The sequence below is a fragment of the Microbacterium sp. LjRoot45 genome, from assembly GCF_964253325.1.
Taxonomy (GTDB): domain Bacteria; phylum Actinomycetota; class Actinomycetes; order Actinomycetales; family Microbacteriaceae; genus Microbacterium.
Genome location: NZ_CAXUQM020000001.1, coordinates 984,961 through 1,003,699, shown reverse-complemented (window position 1 = coordinate 1,003,699; position 18,739 = coordinate 984,961). Strand labels below are relative to the sequence as shown.

Below are 18,739 nucleotides of genomic sequence, written 5' to 3'. Positions count from 1 at the left end.
GTCATACCCGGCCCGACGGCGCCCACAGCATCCCGGTCCCGTTACGATGGTGGGTCGTGACCCTCGTCGGAGCTCTCATCGTCCTCGCCGCCCTGCTCGTGGCGACGGTCGCGCTGGGCATCTACCTCCGCTGGCAGCAGAACCGCCCGCGTCGACTCAACCCCGACGAGGTGGTCGACCCCGCCCGCTTCGGAGCACCCGCCCTCGGCGAACGCGCGACCCTGCTGCAGTTCAGCACCGAGCTGTGCTCCCGCTGTCCCGGAGTGCACCGCACGCTCGACGCGATCGCGTCCGCTCAGCCCGGCGTGGTCCATCTCGACGTCGATCTCACGCACCGCCCCGACATCGCCCAGCACTTCCACGTGATGCAGACGCCGACCACCTTCATCCTCGACCGGGACGGCGTCATCCGCTCCCGCTTCGGTGGCGCGCCCCACCGTGACGTCGTCGAGCTCGAGCTCGCGCGCGTGAGCGGCGACGTCCGAGTCTGACAGGTTCCCTCCGCCCGGCCCCCGGTCTACGCTCGGAACGGGCGCATCCGGCGCCGACCGACGGGAGGACACCGATGAGCGTCACGAGCGAAGCGAGCACCAGCTGGAAGGGGAGCCTCTTCGAAGGTTCCGGCGAGATCGCCCTGGAGAGCTCCAACCAGGGCCCCTTCCGCGTCGACTGGAAGGCTCGCAGCGAGGGCTCCACGTCGGTGACGACGCCCGAGGAGCTCATCGCCGCCGCCCACTCCTCGTGCTTCAGCATGGCGCTGTCCCACGCCCTGACCGAGAACGGAACACCGCCCGAGACGGTCGAGACGACGGCGTCGGTCACGTTCATCCCGGGTACCGGCATCACCGGCTCCCACCTCAACGTGAACGCCGTCGTGCCGGGCCTGTCCGCCGAGGACTTCGCGCGCATCGCGAACGAGGCGAAGGCGGGCTGCCCCGTCTCCGCCGCACTGGCGGGCATCGAGATCACGCTCGAGGCGACGCTTGGCTGATGACGCCGGGCGAGTCGTCGTCGCGGGAGCGTCGGGTCTCATCGGGAAGGCGCTGACCGCTTCCCTCGCGGCCGACGGCATCCCGGTGACGCGCCTCGTGCGGCGAGAGGCCGAGTCCCCCGACGAGGTCATGTGGGATCCGGCATCCCGCCCCCTCGACCCCGAGGTCCTGCGGGGCGCGCGCGCGGTCGTGTGCCTCAACGGCGCGAGCATCGGGCGTTTCCCGTGGACGAAGCGGTACAAGCACGAGCTGCTGTGGTCGCGTATCCAACCGACGCAGGCGATCGCGGCCGCTCTCCGAACTCTCGGCGACGATGCGCCGCATTTCGTCAGCGCGTCGGCGGTCGGGTACTACCCGTCTCTCCCCGGGATGCAGCTGACAGAGTCCTCCCCGCGCGGCGACACCTTCCTGGCGGATCTGTGCGGCGAGTGGGAGGCAGCGGCGCGCGCCGCCGGCCCTGGGGCGCGGGTGTCGATGCTCCGGACGGCTCCGCTCATCCACCCCGAGGGTGTCCTCAAGCCGCTCCTCCTCCTCACCCGGCTCGGGCTTGCGGGCCCGATCGGCTCAGGCCGCCAGGTGTGGCCGTGGATCTCGCTCGATGACGAGGTCGGCGCGATCCGCCACATCATCGACACCGGTCTCGACGGCCCCGTGAACCTCGTCGGTCCGCAACGGGCCACGGCCAACGATCTGGGATTCGCGCTCGCACGCCGCATGAACCGGCCCTATCTGTTCCGCGCCCCGGTGTGGGGCGTGAAGCTCTTGCTCGGCACCGACGCGACCGAGGCGCTGCTGACGAGCGACATGGACGTCGTGCCCGAGCGGCTCACGGCATCCGGGTACACCTTCGTGCACGCCACCGTGGAGGATGCCGTCGCGGCTGTCGTGCCGGCCGCCTGACGACGGGCGTCAGCGGTCGGAACGCTCCAACGCGATGGCGGTGCGGACCGCGTGGCGCGCTCGGCGGCGGTCGCCCGCGCCGTCGTAGGCGAGCCCCAAGCGGAACCAGGCTCGCCAATCGTCGGGGTGCGCCTCGACGTCGGCGCGGTACGCGGGGAACAGCGCGTCGGCCTGCGCCCGGTCGGGACGGCCGCTCTCGCGCACGTCGATCTCCTCGGCGGGAAGTCCGCCCTCGGCCTCGAGACGGCGCGCGAGAGTCTGCGCGCGCGAACCGAACCGCAGCTCACGCCACAGCCCCCACGCACCCAGCACGGGCAGCAGGAGCAGCGAGGCGCCCATCGCGATGGCGATCGGCTCACCACTGGCGAGCAGGAGCCAGGCCCGCTGCGCGACGAGGACGATGTACAGCGCGAGGGCGGCCGCCATCAGGACGACGCCGAGTCGCGCGGTCATGCGCCGGTGGTGCGCGCGACCTGCCCCGGCACGCCACCCTCGTCCAGCGGCGTCGGCGCATGCGTGCGCGGCGACCGGAAGCCGATGTCGAGGAAGCTGTCGAGACCCACGACCACGCCACGCTGCGCACGCGCGGCGGCGAGGGCCACGCGGATGCCGGGGCCGTAGGCGGCTGCCGGGTCGATCGTGTCGTGGGTGACGGTGAGCGATTCACCCGCTCCGGACAGGATCGTCTCCTGCCGTGCGACGACACCCGGGCGACGCAGGGAGTGGATCGGAACGCTCGCGACCTGCTGGCCGCGCGCCCGCTGATCGACGTGAGGAGACTCGACCGGACCGGCCTCTGCGCGCGCGGCCGCGATCAGTTCCGCGGTCCGCACGGCTGTGCCGCTGGGCGAATCGATCTTCGTCTCGCGGTGCGCCTCGATGATCTCGATGGAGGGGAAGAAGGGCGCGGCGGCAGCGGCGATCGCCGATCCGATCACCGATCCGAGCGAGAAGTTGGGGATGAAGACGGCACCGGTTCCGGCCGCCTCGACGAGTGGACGGACGAGCGCGATGCGTTCGGACGACCATCCGGAGGTGCCGACCAGGACGTTCAGACCACGGTCGATCGCCGCACGCACGACGTCGATCGACACCGCGGGGACGGACGCATCGACCACGAGGTCGGCGCCGTCCATCTCCCCCAGATCGCTCGAGGATCCCAGAACGGCCACGACCTCGAAGTCCTCGCTCGCGTCGATCACGTCACGGATGATCCCGCCGAGTTTGCCGGTCCCGCCCACGAGGGCGACGCGCGTCGTCGTCATGCCTCCAGCCTAGACGCGCGCCCGGCGACCGGCCGGGAGGGCGCGGCGCGCGGAGTAGCCTCGAAGGCATGGTGTCCTTGGAGCCGCTCCCCGCCGACGACCCCCGATCGCGCGCGCTGCTGACGGAGTATTTCGCCATGCGCGGTGAGTCGTTCCCGCAGGGTCAGACCTACCGGCCGGTCTTCCCCGACGCCGCGGTCTTCACCCCGCCCGCGGGCATCTTCCTGGTCGTCGTGGACGACGACGGCGTCGATGCCGGCTGCGGGGGCATCCGGCGTATCCCCGACGGGCCCGACGGCATCCGATACGAAGTGAAGCACCTCTACCTGCAGCCTCGAACGCGGGGGCGAGGGTGGGGCCGCGTGCTGCTCACCGCGCTCGAGGACCAGGCCAGGGCATGGGATGCCGCGGAGGTCGTGCTCGACACGCACCACACCCTCGAAGCCGCCGGCGCGCTCTACACCCGCGGCGGGTACACGACGATCGAGCCGTACAACGACAACCCGAACGCGACGCGCTGGTACGGCAAACCGCTCCGGTAGCGGGCGCTGTCCGGACGCTCTCTGAGCTCCCGGCGCTCCTGCGTCACTCGGCGCGGAGCTGGTCGATCGCGTGCGCGGACATGTCACGAAGCCACGCGTCGTCGGCGTCGGCGAGGAGGGTGGCGAAGGACACCGCCCAGGCACGAGCGCGCACCCACGTCGCGTCGTCGTAGCGGTCGCCCAGAGCGGCACGCAGCGCGCGCCGACCTCGAGGGCCGAACGCCGTCCAGGCGACTGCCATGTCGCACGCCGGGTCGCCCGCGCAGACGTCACCGAAGTCGATGACGGCGGCCAGGCGACCGTCACGGGAGATCAGGTTTCCCGCGTGCACATCGCCGTGCACCCAGACGTCGGGTCCCGCCCACTCGGGCGCGTGCAGCCCAGCATCCCACAGCCGCTCCAGCGCTGAGTCGCGCAGTCTCGGTCGCACGACGGCGTCGCGATTGCGCAGGGGCACTCCCCTCACCGGATTCCGCGGCGCATCGGGCGGTGCGTTCCGGTGGAGCGCCCTGAGAAGCGTGGCGACATCGCCGGCGAGGCCGTCTCGGTCGGCCACGGCGAGGTCGGCGACGCGGTCCCCCGCGAACCAGGGGACGACACTCCAGTGCCAGGGGTACGCCGCGTCGGGGATGCCGACGGCCACCGGCACCGGCACGGGCACCGGCAGCAACGGCGCGAGGTGCGGCAGCCAACGTTGCTCGTGCCGGACGAGGCGGGCGGCGGCCTCGCGACGCGGAAGGCGCACGGCGAGATCGTCACCCAGGCGGAAGACGTCGTTGTCCCAGCCGTGCGCGACGCGGCGGAGCGCACCGCCGAGCGCAGGATGCTGTGCGGCGAGGAGCCGCGCGACGTCAGCCGTCGTCAGCGAGATCTCGGCGGGCGGTTGCGGCATCCGCTCAGATGCGCGGGGTCTCGGGGAGCCCTGTGCGCAGCTCCATGGGAAGGTGCGCCAGGTCGTTGTGCGACACGAGCGTCCACGGTCGGCCGGGGCGCTGGGCCAGCACGGTGAGCCCGCAGTGAGCCTGGCTGAGCGTCAGCCATCTCCAGGCGGGCGCTTCGAGCACTTCACGCACGAACCAGGCGATCACGAAGTTGTGGGTGATGAGCAGCTCGTGAGCGTCGGGCTTGCGCGCCAGGAACTCGCCGATCGCGTCGGACATCTGCGCCGCCCCCGCTTCGATCTCGGCCTCGGTGATGCCCCCGAAGAAGGCTTCGTAGGCGGCGGGAGTGTCGGGAGTCATCCCCGTCGGCACGCAGTCGAACAGGAGCGCCGACGGCTCCGGAGCGACCGACGGCAGCCGCTGTGCGACAGCGCGCGCGGTCTCCGCGGCGCGCTCCAACGGCGAGTGCCAGACGGCCGACAGCGGCACCCCCGACAGACGATCCGCGAGGAGCTCGGCCTGTCGGCGCCCACGGGGCGACAGCGGGCCGTCTTCGAGTCCGTGCTCCGCGTCGAGGTGCTCGCCGTGGCGCACGAGGTAGAGATAGTGCGTCACAGGCGTCTCGATTCGCAGCGATGGGGGGTCATTCCCACCCTACGTCAGGGAGTCGGGGATCACTCCGATGCGCGCGCGATCTCGGCCAGTTGGGTGCGGCTGAGGCGCACTCCCACGCCCTGGAGGATCTCCTCGACGTGAGCTGCGGCGTAGACGTTGACGATCGGCGCGGCGACGATGCGCTGGGCGAGCAGCCACGCGATCGCGACCGCGGCCGCGGGCACCGAGAGCTCCGCGCCGATGCGGTCGAGCGCGCGCAGCGTGCGCGTGCCACGCCGGTTCATCGACGCGGCGAGCTGGACTCCCCGCACCGTCGAGGCGACGCGTTCGCGCGACCGGTGCGCACCCGCGAGGAAGCCGTGCTCCAGCGCCTGCGACGACGTGACGGCGATGTTCTGCGCCCCGGCGACGAGCCGCAGGTCTCCGTCGAGGTCACCCCGCCGCAGGATGTTGTACGGCACGTCGAGCACGGTCAGCCGGGGATAGCCCGCGGATGCCAGGATGCGCGCTTCGACCAGCTGCGCGGCGGTGTGACCGTACGCACCGAGGGCACGCACCTTGCCTGCCTCGACGAGCCACTCCGCGGTCGCCAAGGTGTCCTCCAGCGCCGTCTTCCCGTCGGCGGTCGCATCGAGATAGAGCAGATCGATGCGGTCGGTCTGCAAGCGCGTAAGTGACGCTTCGACGGCACGGATGAGGTTCACCGGCCCGAGGCCCGGGTGGTCGGCGTTGGTACCGACGCGCACGCTCACGACGAGATCGTCGCGGCTGCCCCGCGAGCGCATCCACTGCCCGATGATGTGCTCGCTGCGCCCCGCGCTGTACCCGTCGGACGTGTGGAGCGCGTTGCCGCCCCGCGCCACATAGGTGTCGAGGATCGTCTGCGCGGCGCCGGAGTCGACATGCCAGCCGAACTCGCCGCCGCCGAGGATCAACGGAAAGGCGTGAAGCCCGCTCTCCCCCAGCGGCACGCGGAGCGCCTCGCCCACACCGTGGCCCTGCACGGGAATGGGAGCCGAAGGATGCTGTGCGGCGACGGTCGCGACGCGACCCGGTCCCTCAGAGACGGGAGGCGAGGCGTGAGGAGTCGCGGCGGCGGATCCGACTCCGAAGAACCCCATCTGCACGCACCCCCTCACGTTGTCGTGGAGATCCGTGGCGTGCACGCATACCCCGATGCGTTACCTCCGAGGGTAGGCCCTGCTCGTGTGCAGGTGCGGTATTGCGGCCAACACGGGGTAAACATTGCATAACGCTTTGCGCCGGACGGAGTCGCGCTTCGGCGGCGATCCTCTTTCCGCGGACGACCGGCCCTTTCGTGCGGGATCCGAACGAAAACGACGGATGCCCGCCGCTCCGCGTCGTGAGACGCGAGGCGACGGGCATCCGTGCGGACTCGAAGGGATCAGCCCTCGGCGGGCGCGTCTCCCGGACCCTCGCTGGCAGCAGCGGAGCCTTCCTGGTCAGCGGCTTCCTCGAGCACCGGCTCGAGCGACAGCTTGCCGCGGTCGTCGATCTTCGTGATGCGCACGAGCAGCTTCTGCCCGACGCCCAGCACGTCCTCGACGTTCTCGACGCGCTTTCCGCCGGCGAGCTTGCGGACCTCGCTGACGTGCAGCAGACCGTCCTTGCCGGGCAGGAGTGAGATGAACGCACCGAAGGTCGCGATCTTCACGACCGTGCCGAGGAACTGCTCGCCGACCTCAGGGTTGGTGGGGTTGGCGATCGCGTTCACCTGCGCACGGGCCGCCTCGGCCGACGGGCCGTCGGTTGCGCCGATGTAGACGGTGCCGTCCTCCTCGATGGAGATCTGTGCGCCGGTCTCGTCCTGGATCGCGTTGATCGTCTTGCCCTTGGGGCCGATCAGCTCGCCGATCTTGTCGACCGGGATCTGCACGCTGATGACGCGCGGAGCCGTCGGAGCCATCTCGTCCGGACCGTCGATCGCGGCGTTGAGAACGTTGAGGATCGTGAGACGCGCTTCCTTGGCCTGCGTCAGCGCGGCCGACAGCACCGACGACGGGATGCCGTCGAGCTTCGTGTCGAGCTGGATCGCCGTGACGAACTCGCTCGTGCCGGCGACCTTGAAGTCCATGTCGCCCAGCGCGTCTTCGGCACCGAGGATGTCGGTGAGCGCCGCGTAGCGGGTCTGACCGTCGACCTGGTCGGAGACGAGACCCATCGCGATACCGGCGACGGGGGCGCGCAGCGGCACACCCGCGTTCAGCAGCGACAGCGTCGACGCGCAGACCGAGCCCATCGACGTGGAGCCGTTGGAGCCGAGGGCCTCGGACACCTGACGGATCGCGTAGGGGAACTCCTCGCGGCTGGGCAGCACCGGCACGAGGGCGCGCTCGGCGAGGAAGCCGTGCCCGATCTCGCGACGCTTCGGGCTGCCGACACGGCCGGTCTCACCGGTCGAGTAGGGCGGGAAGTTGTAGTGGTGCATGTAGCGCTTGCTCGTGACGGGCGACAGCGAGTCGATCTGCTGCTCCATCTTGAGCATGTTCAGCGTCGTGACACCCAGGATCTGGGTCTCGCCGCGCTGGAAGATCGCCGAACCGTGCACGCGCGGGATCACCTGGACCTCGGCGTCGAGCGCGCGGATGTCGGCGAGGCCGCGACCGTCGATGCGGACGCCCTCGCTGAGGATCCGGCCGCGCACGATCGTCTTGGTGACCGACTTGTACGCCGCGGAGAACTCGAGCGTCGCGACGGCGGGCAGCTGCCCGGCCTCGACGGCGGCGAGCAGTTCGGCCTTCACGGCATCCTTGATCGCGTCGTCGGCGCTCTGGCGCTCCTGCTTGTCGGCGATCTGGTACACCGGCACGAGCTGGTCGTACGCGCGACCGGCGACGAAGTCGTAGACCTCCTGGCTGTACGCGGGGAAGACCGGGTACGGCTGGATCTCCTTGGCGGCGGTGTTGGCGACCGCGTTCTGCGCGGCGACGAGCTCCTTGATGAAGGGCTTGGACGCCTCGAGGCCCTGAGCGACGATCTCCTCGCTGGGCTTGACGGCCCCGGCCTTGATGAGGTTCCAGCTGTGCTCGGTGGCCTCGGCCTCGACCATCATGATCGCGACGTCGCCGTCGGGCAGCACGCGACCGGCGACGATGAGGTCGAAGACGGCCTCCTCGAGCTGCGTCACGGTCGGGAAGGCGACCCACTGGTCGGCGTGCTCGCCGTGGCCCGGGATGAGCGCGAGGCGGACACCGGCGATGGGGCCCGAGAACGGCAGACCCGAGATCTGGGTCGACAGCGATGCGGCGTTGATCGCGAGCGCGTCGTAGAACTCGCCGGGAGCGATGGACAGCACGGTGACGACGATCTGCACCTCGTTGCGGAGACCGTCGACGAACGACGGGCGCAGCGGGCGGTCGATGAGACGGCAGACGAGGATCGCCTCGGTGGAGGGGCGGCCCTCGCGGCGGAAGAACGAGCCGGGGATCTTGCCGGCGGCGTAGGAGCGCTCCTCGACGTCGACGGTGAGCGGGAAGAAGTCGAACCCTTCGCGCGGGTTCTTGCCGGCGCTCGTCGCCGACAGGAGCATCGTCTCCTCGTCGAGGTAGGCGGCGACAGCGCCCTGGGCCTGCTGCGCGAGGCGGCCGGTCTCGAAGCGGATGGTGCGGGTGCCGAAACGTCCGTTGTCCAGGACGGCCTCGGCGGCGGTGATTTCAGGACCTTCCAAGAGGTCTCTCCTTCTTTGTTTAGACTCGCACGCGCGTTTCGCGCACGAGGTCGTTCGAAGGAGCAGGAACAGGCAGATCTCGACGCGCCACGCGGTCGCGGGACTCGTCAGCACTGGCCACCAGTAGAAAGTCACCGTGCGAGACGGGAACCCACCACAGGGGACCAGCTTCCTGCCGGCCTGCTCCAGGTTCTCAATGTGTCATTGAGAGCTCAGTGTGTAGTTGAGCGGATGCCAGACGGCAACCTGACCAAGCCTACCAGTCGGCTCCTCGCCTGCGTATCGTGGGGGTATGAGTAGTAGTGACGAGACCGCCCCCGGGGCGTCCGAGGACATGAAGCGCAAGTTCAAGGAGGCGCTCGACAAGAAGAACGCGCAGCACCGCGAAGGCGAGTCGCACCTGGACGGCGACTCCGCCGTGCACGGCACGCACAACGCGATGACCAGGCGCGAGTTCCGCCGCAAGAGCGGCTGACCCGCACACGCACGACGACGGCCCGGCGCTCGAAGGAGCGACCGGGCCGTCGTCGTGTGCTCACACCGTCAGCGCACCTCGACGACCTCGCGCTCGGGCAGCGCCGCGGGCTGGCCGCCGTGGTCGTGGTCGCCGGAGAGGGTCGACTCGTCGAACGGGAGACGACCGGCGAGCACCTCCTGGGCCCGCGTGCGGTCGAACTGCTTGGTCCAGGTCCCGATGAGGAGCGTCGCGACCGCGTTGCCGGTGAAGTTCGTCAGCGCACGCCCCTCGGACATGAACCGGTCGATCCCGACGATCACGCCGACGCCGTTGACGAGGTCGGGGCGGTAGGCCTGCAGGCCGCCGGCGAGGGTGGCGAGGCCTGCGCCGGTCACGCCGGCCGCCCCCTTGCTGGCGATGATCATGAACACCAGCAGACCGATCTGCTCCGGAATGGACATCGGGGCCCCCATACCCGCCGCGATGAACAGCGACGCCATCGTCAGGTAGATCGCCGTGCCGTCGAGGTTGAAGGAGTACCCGGTGGGGACGGTGATGCCGACGACGGGCTTCGAGACGCCGACGTGCTCCATCTTGGCGATGAGGCGCGGCAGGGCGGACTCGCTCGACGACGTGCCGACGATGAGCAGGTACTCGCGCCCGAGGTACTTCATCAGCCGGAAGATGTTGATCCGCGACACCGCCCACAGGAGGGTGCCGAGGACCCCGACGATGAAAAGGATGCAGGTGATGTAGAAGGCGATCATCAGGATGCCGAGGCTCACGATCGCGGCGGCACCGGTCTTTCCCACGACGGCGGCGATCGCACCGAAGGCGCCGACGGGAGCGAGCCAGAGGATCATGCCGAGGATGCGGAAGACGAGCGTCTGGAGCTGCTTCACGGCGAACATGATCGGCTCGCCCTTCTGACCGAGGCCCTGCAGCGCGAATCCGACGAGCAACGCGATGAACAGCACCTGCAGCACGCTCTCCCCCGTGAAGGCGGAGAAGAACGTCGTGGGGATGATGCCGAGGAGGAACTCGGTCGTCGTCTTGGCCTCGGGGAGGTCGCTCGTGTCGTAGACGGCGGACTGCATGTTCAGCCCCTCGCCCGGGTGGATGAGGTTGCCCACGACCAGTCCGATGCCGAGCGCGAACGTCGACATCAGCATGAAGTAGCCGAGGGCGAGGCCGCCGATCTTGCCGACCGTCGCGGCCTTGGCGATGGAGCCGACCCCGACGACGATCGTGCAGAAGATGATCGGCGCGATCATCATCTTGATGAGGCCGACGAACGCCTTGCCGAGCGGCTCGAGGGAGATGCCGACCTCCGGCCAGACCAGACCGATCGTCGCCCCCAGGACGACCGCGGCGATCACGGAGACATAGAGCCAGGTGTGCTTGTCCCAGGACTTTCCGGGGCGCCGGATGAAGTCCGGGATGCGGATGGATGTCGTCGAGAGGGCCATGTCTTCCTCCAGGGTGAACGGTCGTTGTTCGAAGACGCCGACGGTGGCGATGTCTTCAGATTCGGCGGCATTCCCGTCCCCGTCGATTTGTGGTCGTATTGGTCGCGAGGTTTCGGAAAGGACCGCGATGAGACGGAGCGAAGGACGCAGCGCCGCGTCGCGCGTGTTCCTCGCCCTCTCGGCGGCGGTCGTCGTCACCGCGCTCCTCACCTCCGGACTCCTGCTCCTGGAGAGCCAGCGCAGCGCCCGCGCGGAGGCCGAGCGCGTCACGCACGCCGTCGCCCAGACGCTCGCCGACTCCCCCGACGTCCGCGAAGCGCTGACGGACGCCGGCGACGGGGTGGATGCGACAGCCCTGCTCCAGCCGGTGGCGACCGCGGTCGTCGCCGACGCGCCGGTCGACTTCGTCACGATCATGGATGCCGACGGCATCCGGGTCACCCACCCCGATCCCGACGAGATCGGACGCCCGTATCTCGGGACCGTCCCCGACTCCCCGCGCCTGCTCACGGAGGAATTCACCGGGACACTCGGCCCGTCGCTGCGGACGATCGTGCCGGTGGAGTCCGCGGGCCGTCTCGTGGGCTGGGTCGCTGTCGGCGTCACCGTCGAGACGGTGTCGGCCGCGCTGGTTCCCCGGCTCCTGGCCACGCTCGGTATCGGCGCCGCGCTCGTCGTCGCCGGTGTCGCCGGGGCGCTGTTCGCGCGCCGCTTCACGCGTCGGGTCGCCGGGGACCTGCCCGCCGGTCAGATCCGCGACACGCTTGCCGCGGCCGAGTCGATGCGCACGCTCGGCGAGGCCCTGCGCGCGCAGACGCACGAGCACGGCAATCGCCTGCACGCGGCCGTCGCCCTGCTGGAGCTCGGACGTACCGACGAGGCGATCGAACTGCTGTCGGAGTCGGCACAGCGCAGTCAGACGCTCGTGGACCAGGTGACGGCGCGCACCGACGGCGACCCGACGGTGGCGGCGCTGCTGCTGGGCAAGACCTCGCAAGCGGCCGAGCGCGGCGTCGAGCTGATCGTCGACCTCGATCCGGGCGCCCCCTCGTCCCTCCTGTCCCCCATCGACCAGGTCGCCCTCGTCGGCAACCTCCTCGACAACGCCCTCGATGCCGCCGCCGGGGGCGAGGAGCCGCGGTGGGTGCGGGTGCGGGTGTCGCGCACGTCGGAGTCCGAACTGCTGCTGGAAGTCGCCGACAGCGGCCCCGGCATCCCCTCCCCGCTGCGCGAGCGCGTCTTCGAGCGGGGCTTCTCGACCAAGCCCGCCGGCGCGGAAGGCCGTGGCGTGGGTCTGTCCCTGGCGCGATCGGTCGTGGACGACATCGGCGGGTCGTTGACGCTCTCGGACGGCTCGCCCACCACCTTCCGCATCGTGCTCCCGACGGAGGCGTCATGATCTCGGTGCTGCTCGTGGACGACGAGGCTCTGACCCTCGAACTGCATCGCGACTACATCGCCCGGCTCGACGGCTTCACGGTCGTCGCGGAGTGCACGGGCGCCCACGCGGCCATCGAGGCCGTGCTGTCGCGTCCCGACATCGACCTCGTGCTCCTGGACATGACGATGCCCGACGGCAGCGGCGTCGATGTGCTCCGCCACGTGCGGGCGCGAGGCAGCGCCGTCGACGTCATCGCCGTGACGGGGGTGCGGGATGCCGAGGCCGTGCGTCAGACCGTGGGGCTCGGCGTCGTGCAGTATCTGGTCAAACCGGTGACGTTCGCCGTGTTCGCCGACCGCATGGCGCAGTATCGCGACTTCCACCGGCGCACGCAGGAGTCGTCCGGTCCGTCGACACAGGAGGAGATCGACGCGTTGCTCTCATCGTCACGAGCGACCGGAGCCGTTCGGGTCCCGTCGCTGCCCAAGGGGCTCGCCGCGCACACGCTCGAGCGGGTGACGGCCGCCGTCCGCGAGGCGCGCGCCGTCTCTGCCAAGGAGCTCGCGGAGCGCCTCGGGATGTCGCGCGTCGCTGCGCGTCGGTATCTGGAGCATTTGGTGACGGTCGAGCGCCTCGACCGGGTCGCGCGGTACGGCGGCCAGGGCCGGCCGGAGACCGAGTACCGCTGGCGGTCCTGAGCCTTCGAAACGGCGGGCCTCATGCGTCGGGCCAGTCCGCGGGACCGTGCGAACCCGCGGCATACTCCTCCAGCGGGACGGCCCCCGTGCGCCACGCCTCCTGCACGGGTGCGATGATGCGCCAGCACTCGACGGCGGCGTCTCCGCGCACGGACAGCGTCGCATCGCCGTCGAGGATCGCGCCGAGCACTTCCGTGTAGCTACGCTCCGCACCCGACCCGAGCTCGGCGGCCAGCGTCGCCCGATGGAGGCGGAAGGGGTCGCCCTCACCGTTCACATTGAGGACGCACTCCATGCGGTCGGGGCCCAGCCAGAAGCGCAGCAGGCCGCCCGCCTCGTCACCGGTGAATCCTCGCGGGAGGTGCCGCACCGGCCGGAAGTGAAGATCGATCCGCATCTGCGCGTCGCCCAGCGCCTTGCCCGATCGCAGCGTGAAAGGCACTCCGCTCCACCGTGCGGTGTCGACGGCGCACACGATCTCCGCGAGAGTCTCGGTCTCACGGTGAGGGTCCACGCCCTTCTCGTCCGCGTAGTCCGGCACCTGGCGCCCGGATATCGTCCCCGCGGTGTAGCGGGCGCGGCGGGAAGATGTGACAGGGTCGTCGCCCCACACCCTCGTCGCACGGAGCGCCGCCGCCGTCGCGGACCGGAAGTCGGCTTCATCGAGGGTTGCGGGAGGCTCCATAGCAACGACGGCGAGCACCTGGAGCAGGTGGCTCTGGATCATGTCCTCCAGCGCGCCGGCGCGGTCGTAGTAGCCGGCGCGGCCCTCCAGCGCCAGGGTCTCGTCGAAGACGATCGAGACCGCGGCGACGTTGTCGGCCGACCACAGCGGCTCGATGATCCGGTTGGCGAAGCGCACCCCGAGGACGTTCAGAACAGTCGACCTGCCGAGGAAGTGGTCCACGCGGAAGATCTGCTCCTCCGGCACCAGACCGCGCAGCACCGCGTTCAGCTCGCCGGCGCTGTGAGCATCCGAGCCGAAGGGCTTCTCGAGGGCGAGGATGCAGCCGGCCGGCAGGTCCTCGGGGTGGAGGGCGCGGCATGCGGCCGCGGTCACCGCTGGCGGAACCGCGAAGTAGAGCACCACAGGTCCGGCACCGGCGGCCGCGATGATCGCCTGCATGCCGTCACGGTCGGTCGCGTCGGCCGTGACGAAAGGACCCACCTGGAACCGGTCCGCGGGCAGCTCCCGCCCGACCGCCGCATGCACCGCCGTGGCCCACCGCGTGTCGTCCCAGGGCGACTGCCCCGCCCCCACGACGCGAACCCGACGGTCCTCCTGCGCGGCGATGAGGTCGCCCAGTGCGGGAAGGAGCAGGCGCGAGGCGAGATCGCCGCCGCCTCCGATGATGACGAGAGTGGTGTCCGAGGCCATGTTCGCCACCCTAGACGCGCGATCCGACGCCGACGCTGGGAGACTCGTATGATGAGCTCCCCCATCGAGGACTACGCCCTGCTGAGCAACTGCCGCACCGCCGCCCTGGTCGCGCGCGACGGCTCGATCGATTGGCTGTGCCTGCCGCGGTTCGATGCGGCGTCGGTGTTCGGGGCGCTTCTGGGTGACGACGACCACGGGAGCTGGCGGTTACGACCCAGCGATCCCGCCGCGGTCGCGGAACGCCGCTACGAAGGCGACACCTTCACGCTCGTCACTCGGTGGACGACCGCCTCGGGGGTCGCGGAGGTCCGCGACATCCTCCCGGTGGACACCCGCCGCCTCGACACGGTCCATCGGATGGACCTCGTGCGCCGCGTTGTGGGCGTCGAGGGGTCCGTGGAGTTCTCCCAGCAGTTGCGACTGAGGTTGGACTACGCCCGCGCGCTACCGTGGGTCCGCCGGGTCGGAGCCGGCGATGAGATCCGCGCCATCGCTGGGCCTGACGCGCTGCGCTTCACCGGCGCACCGGTCACCGCGACCGACCACGCCCACACCGGCGAGTTCACCGTCGACGCCGGCGACCGCCGGGACCTCGTGCTCACGTGGCATCCGTCGCACCACGAGCCGCCCGCGGTGCTCGACGTCGATGAAGCGATCTCCCACACCGAGGACTGGTGGCAGCGCTGGTCCGACCGTATCGAGGCCGACGGCGTCCATCGCGACGCCGTCGTGCGCTCGCTGCTGCTGCTGCGCGCCCTGACCCACCGCGACACCGGCGGCATCGTGGCGGCCGCCACGACCTCGCTGCCGGAGGACTTCGGCGGGGAGCGGAACTGGGACTACCGCTACGTGTGGCTGCGCGACGCCGCCCTCACCCTCGAGGCCCTCATCGCTCACGGCTTCCTCGGGGTCGTGGAGCATTGGCGGGCGTGGCTGCTGCGCGCGATCGCGGGCGATCCCGAGCAGATGCAGATCATGTACGGGATCGCCGGCGAGCGCGATCTCGCCGAGCGCACCCTCACGAGCCTGCCCGGCTACGCGGACTCCCGACCCGTCAGGATCGGCAATGAGGCAGCCGGGCAATATCAGGCGGACGTCATCGGCGAGGTCATGGTCGCCCTCCACGCCGGCCGCGAGGCGGGGCTCGAAGAGTCCGCCTTCTCGTGGTCGCTCGAGCGCGCGCTGCTACGCAATGTCGAAGCGCACCTGCCCGAGCCCGACCACGGCATCTGGGAGATCCGCGGTGAACCGCGGATGTTCACCCACTCCCGCGTCATGATCTGGGCGGCCTTCGACCGAGGCGTCCGCGCCGTCCGCTCGTTCGGCCTGGATGGGCCCGTGGAGCACTGGGAACGCCTTCGAGATCGCATCCGGGAGGAGATCGAGTCGCAGGGCATCGGCACCCACGGCGGCTTCACGCAGTCGTACGGAACCGACGACGTCGACGCCGCGCTGCTGCAGCTTCCTATGGTCGGCTTCTGTGCGGCGGACGATCCGCGGATGCTCGCCACGGTCGCCGTCATCGAGGAGACCCTGGTCCACGAGGGACTCGTGCACCGCTACCGCACGGCGACCGGGGTGGACGGGCTGAGCGGCGACGAGCATCCGTTCCTCGCCTGCAGCTTCTGGCTCGCCGAACAATACGCCGCGTCGGGACGACTCGCCGATGCGGAGCGTCTGCTCGACAGGCTGTGCGCGCTGCGCAACGACGTCGGCATGCTCAGCGAGGAGTACGACCCGGTGGGAGAGCGTCACGTCGGCAACACCCCGCAGGCGCTGTCTCATCTGGCGCTGGTGCGCACCGTCGATGCGATCACCCGTGCACGCGAGGAGGCCTCGATCCGCCCCTCCGCAGACGAGTGATCCGCCGCGTGCCCGACAATGGAGGCATGACCCTTCCGCGCATCGCGATGCCCGCCCGCCTGTCCGACGCCGAGGGCGCCGATGCGCGCGTCGGCCTGGCCAACGCGATCTTCGACGACGTCGCTGAGCTCGTGCGCGCGGAAGACCTCGACGTGGTCGTCGTGCGGACGGCCGACCTCACCGGGTTCGACGGCCTCGTGCTCCCCGGTGGGGGCGATGTCGACCCGACGCGCTACGGCGGCGACTCGGCGGCGCCGGTCTACGACGTCAACCCCGCTCAGGACGCCCTCGACCTCGATATCCTGGCGGCGGCGGTGGAGCGCGGCATCCCCGTGCTCGGCGTCTGCCGAGGGCTCCAGGTCGTGAACGTAGCGTTCGGCGGCACCCTGATCGAAGACCTTCCCGCCTCCGACGTGGGCCACGCCGCCGCTTCCGACGGGTGCGGCGGACTCGAGTGGGCATGGCACGACGTCGACGTCGCGGCGGACAGCCGGTTGCGCGACGTCGTCGGCGCGACGCGGATCCGCGTCGCGTCGGGCCACCACCAGGCGATCGACCGACTCGGGACCGGGCTCGTCGCCACCGCGGTGGCCGACGACGGCATCGTGGAAGCCGTCGAGCACAGCGATGCCCCCGTCCTCGCGGTGCAGTGGCATCCCGAGGCCGAGGGCACGCCGGCGGCTCTGGCGGCCGCGCCGTTCGCGGCGTTCGCCGATCTCGTGCACGCGCGCCTGGCGGCACCCGCGATCGGCTGAGCCGGCGTCCGGCTACTCGCCCGCGAGGCCGCCGAGCAGGTGGCCGAACGAGCGGCCCTCACCGAGGTAGCTGTCCGGATCGAAGGGATCGGATGCCGTCGCCGGCTCGCGGCGCGCGACCGCGTCGGCGAGTTCGCGCGCGCCGCGTTCGACGCGCGCGCTCAAGGGTGCGACCTCGTCGGCTGCCGCTCCCCAGTCGCTCGACGCTGCGAAGACCCCGGTGGAGACGGGCTCGGCGTGCAGGTAGGTGAACAGGGGGCGGATGGCGTAGTCGATGGCGAGCGAGTGCCGCGCGGTCCCCGCGTTGGCCCCGATGAGCACGGGCGTACCGGTCAGCGCGTCGGGGTCGAGCACGTCGATGAACGACTTGAACAATCCGGAGTAGCTCGTCGAGAAGATCGGCGTGACGGCGATCACGGCGTCTGCCGAGACCACCGCGTTGATGGCCGACTCCAGCGCCGCCGGCGCGAACCCCGTCAGCAGGTTGTTCGCGATGTCGTGTGCGTAGTCTCTCAGCTCGATCGTGTCGACCGTCGCATCGATGCCCCGCGCGGCGAGTTCGGCGACGGTCGCGGCGGCGAGCCGGTCGGCGAGCATGCGGGTCGAGGAGGGATTCGACAGCCCTGCCGAGATGACGGAGATCCTGCGGGCGCTCATCGTCCCACCCCCAGGCCGAAGGCGGCACCGGCCGGAGCCGGGGTGTCCTGGTAGGGCGAGGGGCCGCTGAGGTTGTCGCCGCGGTTGGCGCGCGGGCGTGCCTCGCGCACGGGGCCGTCACCGTACTCGGCGAGCACGCGCGCGGCGTGGGTCGGAGCGTCGGGCACGGTGGCCGGGCGGTTCTCCGCGAACTCGCGGCGAAGGACGGGGACGACCTCGCCGCCGAGGAAGTCGAGCTGCTCGAGCACGGTCTTCAGCGGCAGGCCTGCGTGGTCGACCAGGAACAGCTGACGCTGGTAGTCGCCGAACAGCTCACGCATGCCCGCGTAGCGGTCGATGACCTGCTGCGGCGAACCCACGGTAAGCGGGGTCATCTCGGAGAAGTCCTCCAGCGAGGGCCCGTGGCCGTAGACCGGTGCGTTGTCGAAGTAGGGACGGAACTGCGACACGGCATCCTGCGAGTTCTTCGCCATGAACGCCTGGCCGCCGAGGCCGACGATGGCCGTCTCGGGACCGCCGTGGCCGTAGTGCTCCCAACGCTGCCGGTAGAGGGCGATGAGGCGCTGGTAGTGCTCCGCCGGCCAGAAGATGTTGTTGGCGAAGAAGCCGTCGCCGTAGTAGGCCGCCTGCTCGGCGATCTCGGGCGTGCGGATCGATCCGTGCCAGACGAAGGGCGCGATGCCGTCGAGGGGCCGCGGGGTGGACGTGAAGCCCTGCAGCGAGGAGCGGAACTTGCCTTCCCAGTCGACGACGTCCTCGCGCCAGAGCTTGTGCAGCAGCGCGTAGTTCTCGATCGACAGCGGGAGTCCTTGGCGGATGTCCTTGCCGAACCACGGGTAGACCGGGCCGGTGTTGCCGCGCCCGAGCATGAGGTCCATACGACCGCCCGAGAGGTGCTGCAGCATGGCGTAGTCTTCAGCGATCTTGACCGGGTCGTTCGTCGTGATGAGCGTCGTCGCGGTCGACAGCACGAGACGCTCGGTCTGTGCGGCGATGTAGGCGAGCGTCGTGGTGGGAGAACTCGACCAGAACGGCGGGTTGTGGTGCTCGCCGAGCGCGAAGACGTCCAGTCCCACCTCTTCGGCGTGCTTCGCGATCTCCACCGTCGCGGCGATCCGCTCGCCCTCGCTCGGTGTGTGGCCCGTCGTGGGGTCCTGGGTGATGTCGCTGACGGTGAAGATGCCGAACTGCATCC

The 18,739-nt window shown here is 70.5% G+C and carries 19 protein-coding genes; 9 read left to right on the top strand and 10 right to left on the bottom strand.

The features are described 5' to 3' along the window. Positions 1-56: 56 nt before the first annotated feature. The 3 genes from ACSQ18_RS04555 to ACSQ18_RS04545 all read left to right on the top strand — a co-directional run bounded on the left by ACSQ18_RS04555 (position 57) and on the right by ACSQ18_RS04545 (position 1,892). Positions 57-491, top strand: coding sequence for a TlpA family protein disulfide reductase (locus ACSQ18_RS04555; protein ID WP_436035976.1), 435 nt, complete (start codon positions 57-59; stop codon positions 489-491). A 74-nt stretch (positions 492-565) separates the two neighbouring features. Next, the gene (locus tag ACSQ18_RS04550) at positions 566-991 is read left to right on the top strand and encodes an OsmC family peroxiredoxin (protein ID WP_144807511.1); all 426 of its coding nucleotides are present in this window, start codon (positions 566-568) and stop codon (positions 989-991) included. After that, the gene (locus ACSQ18_RS04545) at positions 984-1,892 is read left to right on the top strand and encodes a TIGR01777 family oxidoreductase (protein ID WP_436035975.1); all 909 of its coding nucleotides are present in this window, start codon (positions 984-986) and stop codon (positions 1,890-1,892) included. Before ACSQ18_RS04550 ends, ACSQ18_RS04545 begins: the two co-directional genes overlap by 8 nt. Before the next feature lie 9 nt (positions 1,893-1,901). On the opposite strand, the gene ACSQ18_RS04540 is transcribed toward ACSQ18_RS04545, so the two are convergent. After that, entirely contained in the window at positions 1,902-2,345 is a 444-nt protein-coding gene (locus ACSQ18_RS04540; RefSeq protein WP_436035973.1) for a hypothetical protein, read from the bottom strand. Continuing rightward, positions 2,342-3,157 carry a 4-hydroxy-tetrahydrodipicolinate reductase gene (locus tag ACSQ18_RS04535; RefSeq protein ID WP_436035972.1) on the bottom strand — a complete coding sequence of 272 codons (816 nt, stop codon included), beginning with the start codon at positions 3,155-3,157 and terminating at the stop codon, positions 2,342-2,344. Before ACSQ18_RS04535 ends, ACSQ18_RS04540 begins: the two co-directional genes overlap by 4 nt. 68 nt (positions 3,158-3,225) lie before the next feature. Between ACSQ18_RS04535 and ACSQ18_RS04530 the strand changes: the two genes are divergently transcribed. Beyond that, a complete protein-coding gene (locus ACSQ18_RS04530) occupies positions 3,226-3,699 on the top strand; it encodes a GNAT family N-acetyltransferase (protein ID WP_436035971.1) in 474 nt (157 codons plus the stop codon). Positions 3,700-3,742: 43 nt separating this feature from the next. Here the strand turns inward: ACSQ18_RS04530 and ACSQ18_RS04525 are convergent, their stop codons facing one another. The 4 genes from ACSQ18_RS04525 to ACSQ18_RS04510 form a co-directional block, all read right to left on the bottom strand. Beyond that, entirely contained in the window at positions 3,743-4,591 is an 849-nt protein-coding gene (locus ACSQ18_RS04525) for an aminoglycoside phosphotransferase family protein (RefSeq protein ID WP_436035970.1), read from the bottom strand. Between the two features lie 4 nt (positions 4,592-4,595). Beyond that, complete coding sequence (locus ACSQ18_RS04520) at positions 4,596-5,195, bottom strand: histidine phosphatase family protein (protein WP_436035969.1); 600 nt, start codon at positions 5,193-5,195, stop codon at positions 4,596-4,598. Positions 5,196-5,254: 59 nt separating this feature from the next. After that, positions 5,255-6,316 carry an aldo/keto reductase gene (locus tag ACSQ18_RS04515; protein WP_436038385.1) on the bottom strand — a complete coding sequence of 354 codons (1,062 nt, stop codon included), beginning with the start codon at positions 6,314-6,316 and terminating at the stop codon, positions 5,255-5,257. Between the two features lie 284 nt (positions 6,317-6,600). Then, positions 6,601-8,883 carry a polyribonucleotide nucleotidyltransferase gene (locus ACSQ18_RS04510; protein WP_436035968.1) on the bottom strand — a complete coding sequence of 761 codons (2,283 nt, stop codon included), beginning with the start codon at positions 8,881-8,883 and terminating at the stop codon, positions 6,601-6,603. A gap of 292 nt (positions 8,884-9,175) precedes the next feature. Here ACSQ18_RS04510 and ACSQ18_RS04505 point away from each other — a divergent pair, with 292 nt between their 5' ends. Further along, positions 9,176-9,358: a DUF5302 domain-containing protein gene (locus ACSQ18_RS04505; RefSeq protein ID WP_301039658.1), complete on the top strand. Its 183-nt coding sequence runs from the start codon at positions 9,176-9,178 to the stop codon at positions 9,356-9,358. 68 nt (positions 9,359-9,426) lie between these two features. Here ACSQ18_RS04505 and ACSQ18_RS04500 read toward each other — a convergent pair whose 3' ends face one another. Further along, entirely contained in the window at positions 9,427-10,809 is a 1,383-nt protein-coding gene (locus tag ACSQ18_RS04500) for a cation:dicarboxylate symporter family transporter (protein WP_436035967.1), read from the bottom strand. 127 nt (positions 10,810-10,936) lie between these two features. Here ACSQ18_RS04500 and ACSQ18_RS04495 point away from each other — a divergent pair, with 127 nt between their 5' ends. Next, positions 10,937-12,208, top strand: a complete 1,272-nt coding sequence (locus ACSQ18_RS04495) for a sensor histidine kinase (RefSeq protein WP_436035966.1) — start codon at positions 10,937-10,939, stop codon at positions 12,206-12,208. After that, positions 12,205-12,888, top strand: coding sequence for a response regulator (locus ACSQ18_RS04490; RefSeq protein ID WP_436035965.1), 684 nt, complete (start codon positions 12,205-12,207; stop codon positions 12,886-12,888). The genes ACSQ18_RS04495 and ACSQ18_RS04490 overlap by 4 nt, the downstream gene beginning before the upstream one ends. A gap of 19 nt (positions 12,889-12,907) precedes the next feature. Here ACSQ18_RS04490 and ACSQ18_RS04485 read toward each other — a convergent pair whose 3' ends face one another. After that, positions 12,908-14,266 carry a glucose-6-phosphate dehydrogenase gene (locus ACSQ18_RS04485; protein WP_436035964.1) on the bottom strand — a complete coding sequence of 453 codons (1,359 nt, stop codon included), beginning with the start codon at positions 14,264-14,266 and terminating at the stop codon, positions 12,908-12,910. Positions 14,267-14,317: 51 nt separating this feature from the next. Here ACSQ18_RS04485 and ACSQ18_RS04480 point away from each other — a divergent pair, with 51 nt between their 5' ends. Both ACSQ18_RS04480 and ACSQ18_RS04475 read left to right on the top strand, forming a co-directional pair. Then, positions 14,318-16,132, top strand: coding sequence for a glycoside hydrolase family 15 protein (locus tag ACSQ18_RS04480; protein ID WP_436035963.1), 1,815 nt, complete (start codon positions 14,318-14,320; stop codon positions 16,130-16,132). 26 nt (positions 16,133-16,158) lie between these two features. Next, on the top strand, positions 16,159-16,887 hold the full coding sequence (locus tag ACSQ18_RS04475; protein WP_436035962.1) for a gamma-glutamyl-gamma-aminobutyrate hydrolase family protein: 729 nt from the start codon (positions 16,159-16,161) through the stop codon (positions 16,885-16,887). 12 nt (positions 16,888-16,899) lie between these two features. On the opposite strand, the gene ACSQ18_RS04470 is transcribed toward ACSQ18_RS04475, so the two are convergent. Together ACSQ18_RS04470 and ACSQ18_RS04465 are read right to left on the bottom strand one after the other, a co-directional pair. Then, a complete protein-coding gene (locus ACSQ18_RS04470) occupies positions 16,900-17,544 on the bottom strand; it encodes a CE1759 family FMN reductase (protein ID WP_144807497.1) in 645 nt (214 codons plus the stop codon). Then, positions 17,541-18,737 carry an LLM class flavin-dependent oxidoreductase gene (locus ACSQ18_RS04465; RefSeq protein WP_144809186.1) on the bottom strand — a complete coding sequence of 399 codons (1,197 nt, stop codon included), beginning with the start codon at positions 18,735-18,737 and terminating at the stop codon, positions 17,541-17,543. The genes ACSQ18_RS04470 and ACSQ18_RS04465 overlap by 4 nt, the downstream gene beginning before the upstream one ends. Between the last annotated feature and the right edge of the window lie 2 nt (positions 18,738-18,739).

Excerpts from the sequence above, each read along its gene's own strand:
- ACSQ18_RS04515 (WP_436038385.1), bottom strand. The coding sequence starts at position 6,316 with ATGGGGTTCTTCGGAGTCGGATCCGCCGCCGCGACTCCTCACGCCTCG.
- ACSQ18_RS04525 (WP_436035970.1), bottom strand. The coding sequence starts at position 4,591 with ATGCCGCAACCGCCCGCCGAGATCTCGCTGACGACGGCTGACGTCGCG.
- ACSQ18_RS04495 (WP_436035966.1), top strand. The coding sequence starts at position 10,937 with ATGAGACGGAGCGAAGGACGCAGCGCCGCGTCGCGCGTGTTCCTCGCC.
- ACSQ18_RS04465 (WP_144809186.1), bottom strand. The coding sequence starts at position 18,737 with ATGCAGTTCGGCATCTTCACCGTCAGCGACATCACCCAGGACCCCACG.
- ACSQ18_RS04530 (WP_436035971.1), top strand. The coding sequence starts at position 3,226 with ATGGTGTCCTTGGAGCCGCTCCCCGCCGACGACCCCCGATCGCGCGCG.
- ACSQ18_RS04550 (WP_144807511.1), top strand. The coding sequence starts at position 566 with ATGAGCGTCACGAGCGAAGCGAGCACCAGCTGGAAGGGGAGCCTCTTC.
- ACSQ18_RS04480 (WP_436035963.1), top strand. The coding sequence starts at position 14,318 with ATGAGCTCCCCCATCGAGGACTACGCCCTGCTGAGCAACTGCCGCACC.
- ACSQ18_RS04540 (WP_436035973.1), bottom strand. The coding sequence starts at position 2,345 with ATGACCGCGCGACTCGGCGTCGTCCTGATGGCGGCCGCCCTCGCGCTG.
- ACSQ18_RS04500 (WP_436035967.1), bottom strand. The coding sequence starts at position 10,809 with ATGGCCCTCTCGACGACATCCATCCGCATCCCGGACTTCATCCGGCGC.
- ACSQ18_RS04485 (WP_436035964.1), bottom strand. The coding sequence starts at position 14,266 with ATGGCCTCGGACACCACTCTCGTCATCATCGGAGGCGGCGGCGATCTC.
- ACSQ18_RS04505 (WP_301039658.1), top strand. The coding sequence starts at position 9,176 with ATGAGTAGTAGTGACGAGACCGCCCCCGGGGCGTCCGAGGACATGAAG.
- ACSQ18_RS04475 (WP_436035962.1), top strand. The coding sequence starts at position 16,159 with ATGACCCTTCCGCGCATCGCGATGCCCGCCCGCCTGTCCGACGCCGAG.
- ACSQ18_RS04470 (WP_144807497.1), bottom strand. The coding sequence starts at position 17,544 with ATGAGCGCCCGCAGGATCTCCGTCATCTCGGCAGGGCTGTCGAATCCC.
- ACSQ18_RS04535 (WP_436035972.1), bottom strand. The coding sequence starts at position 3,157 with ATGACGACGACGCGCGTCGCCCTCGTGGGCGGGACCGGCAAACTCGGC.
- ACSQ18_RS04490 (WP_436035965.1), top strand. The coding sequence starts at position 12,205 with ATGATCTCGGTGCTGCTCGTGGACGACGAGGCTCTGACCCTCGAACTG.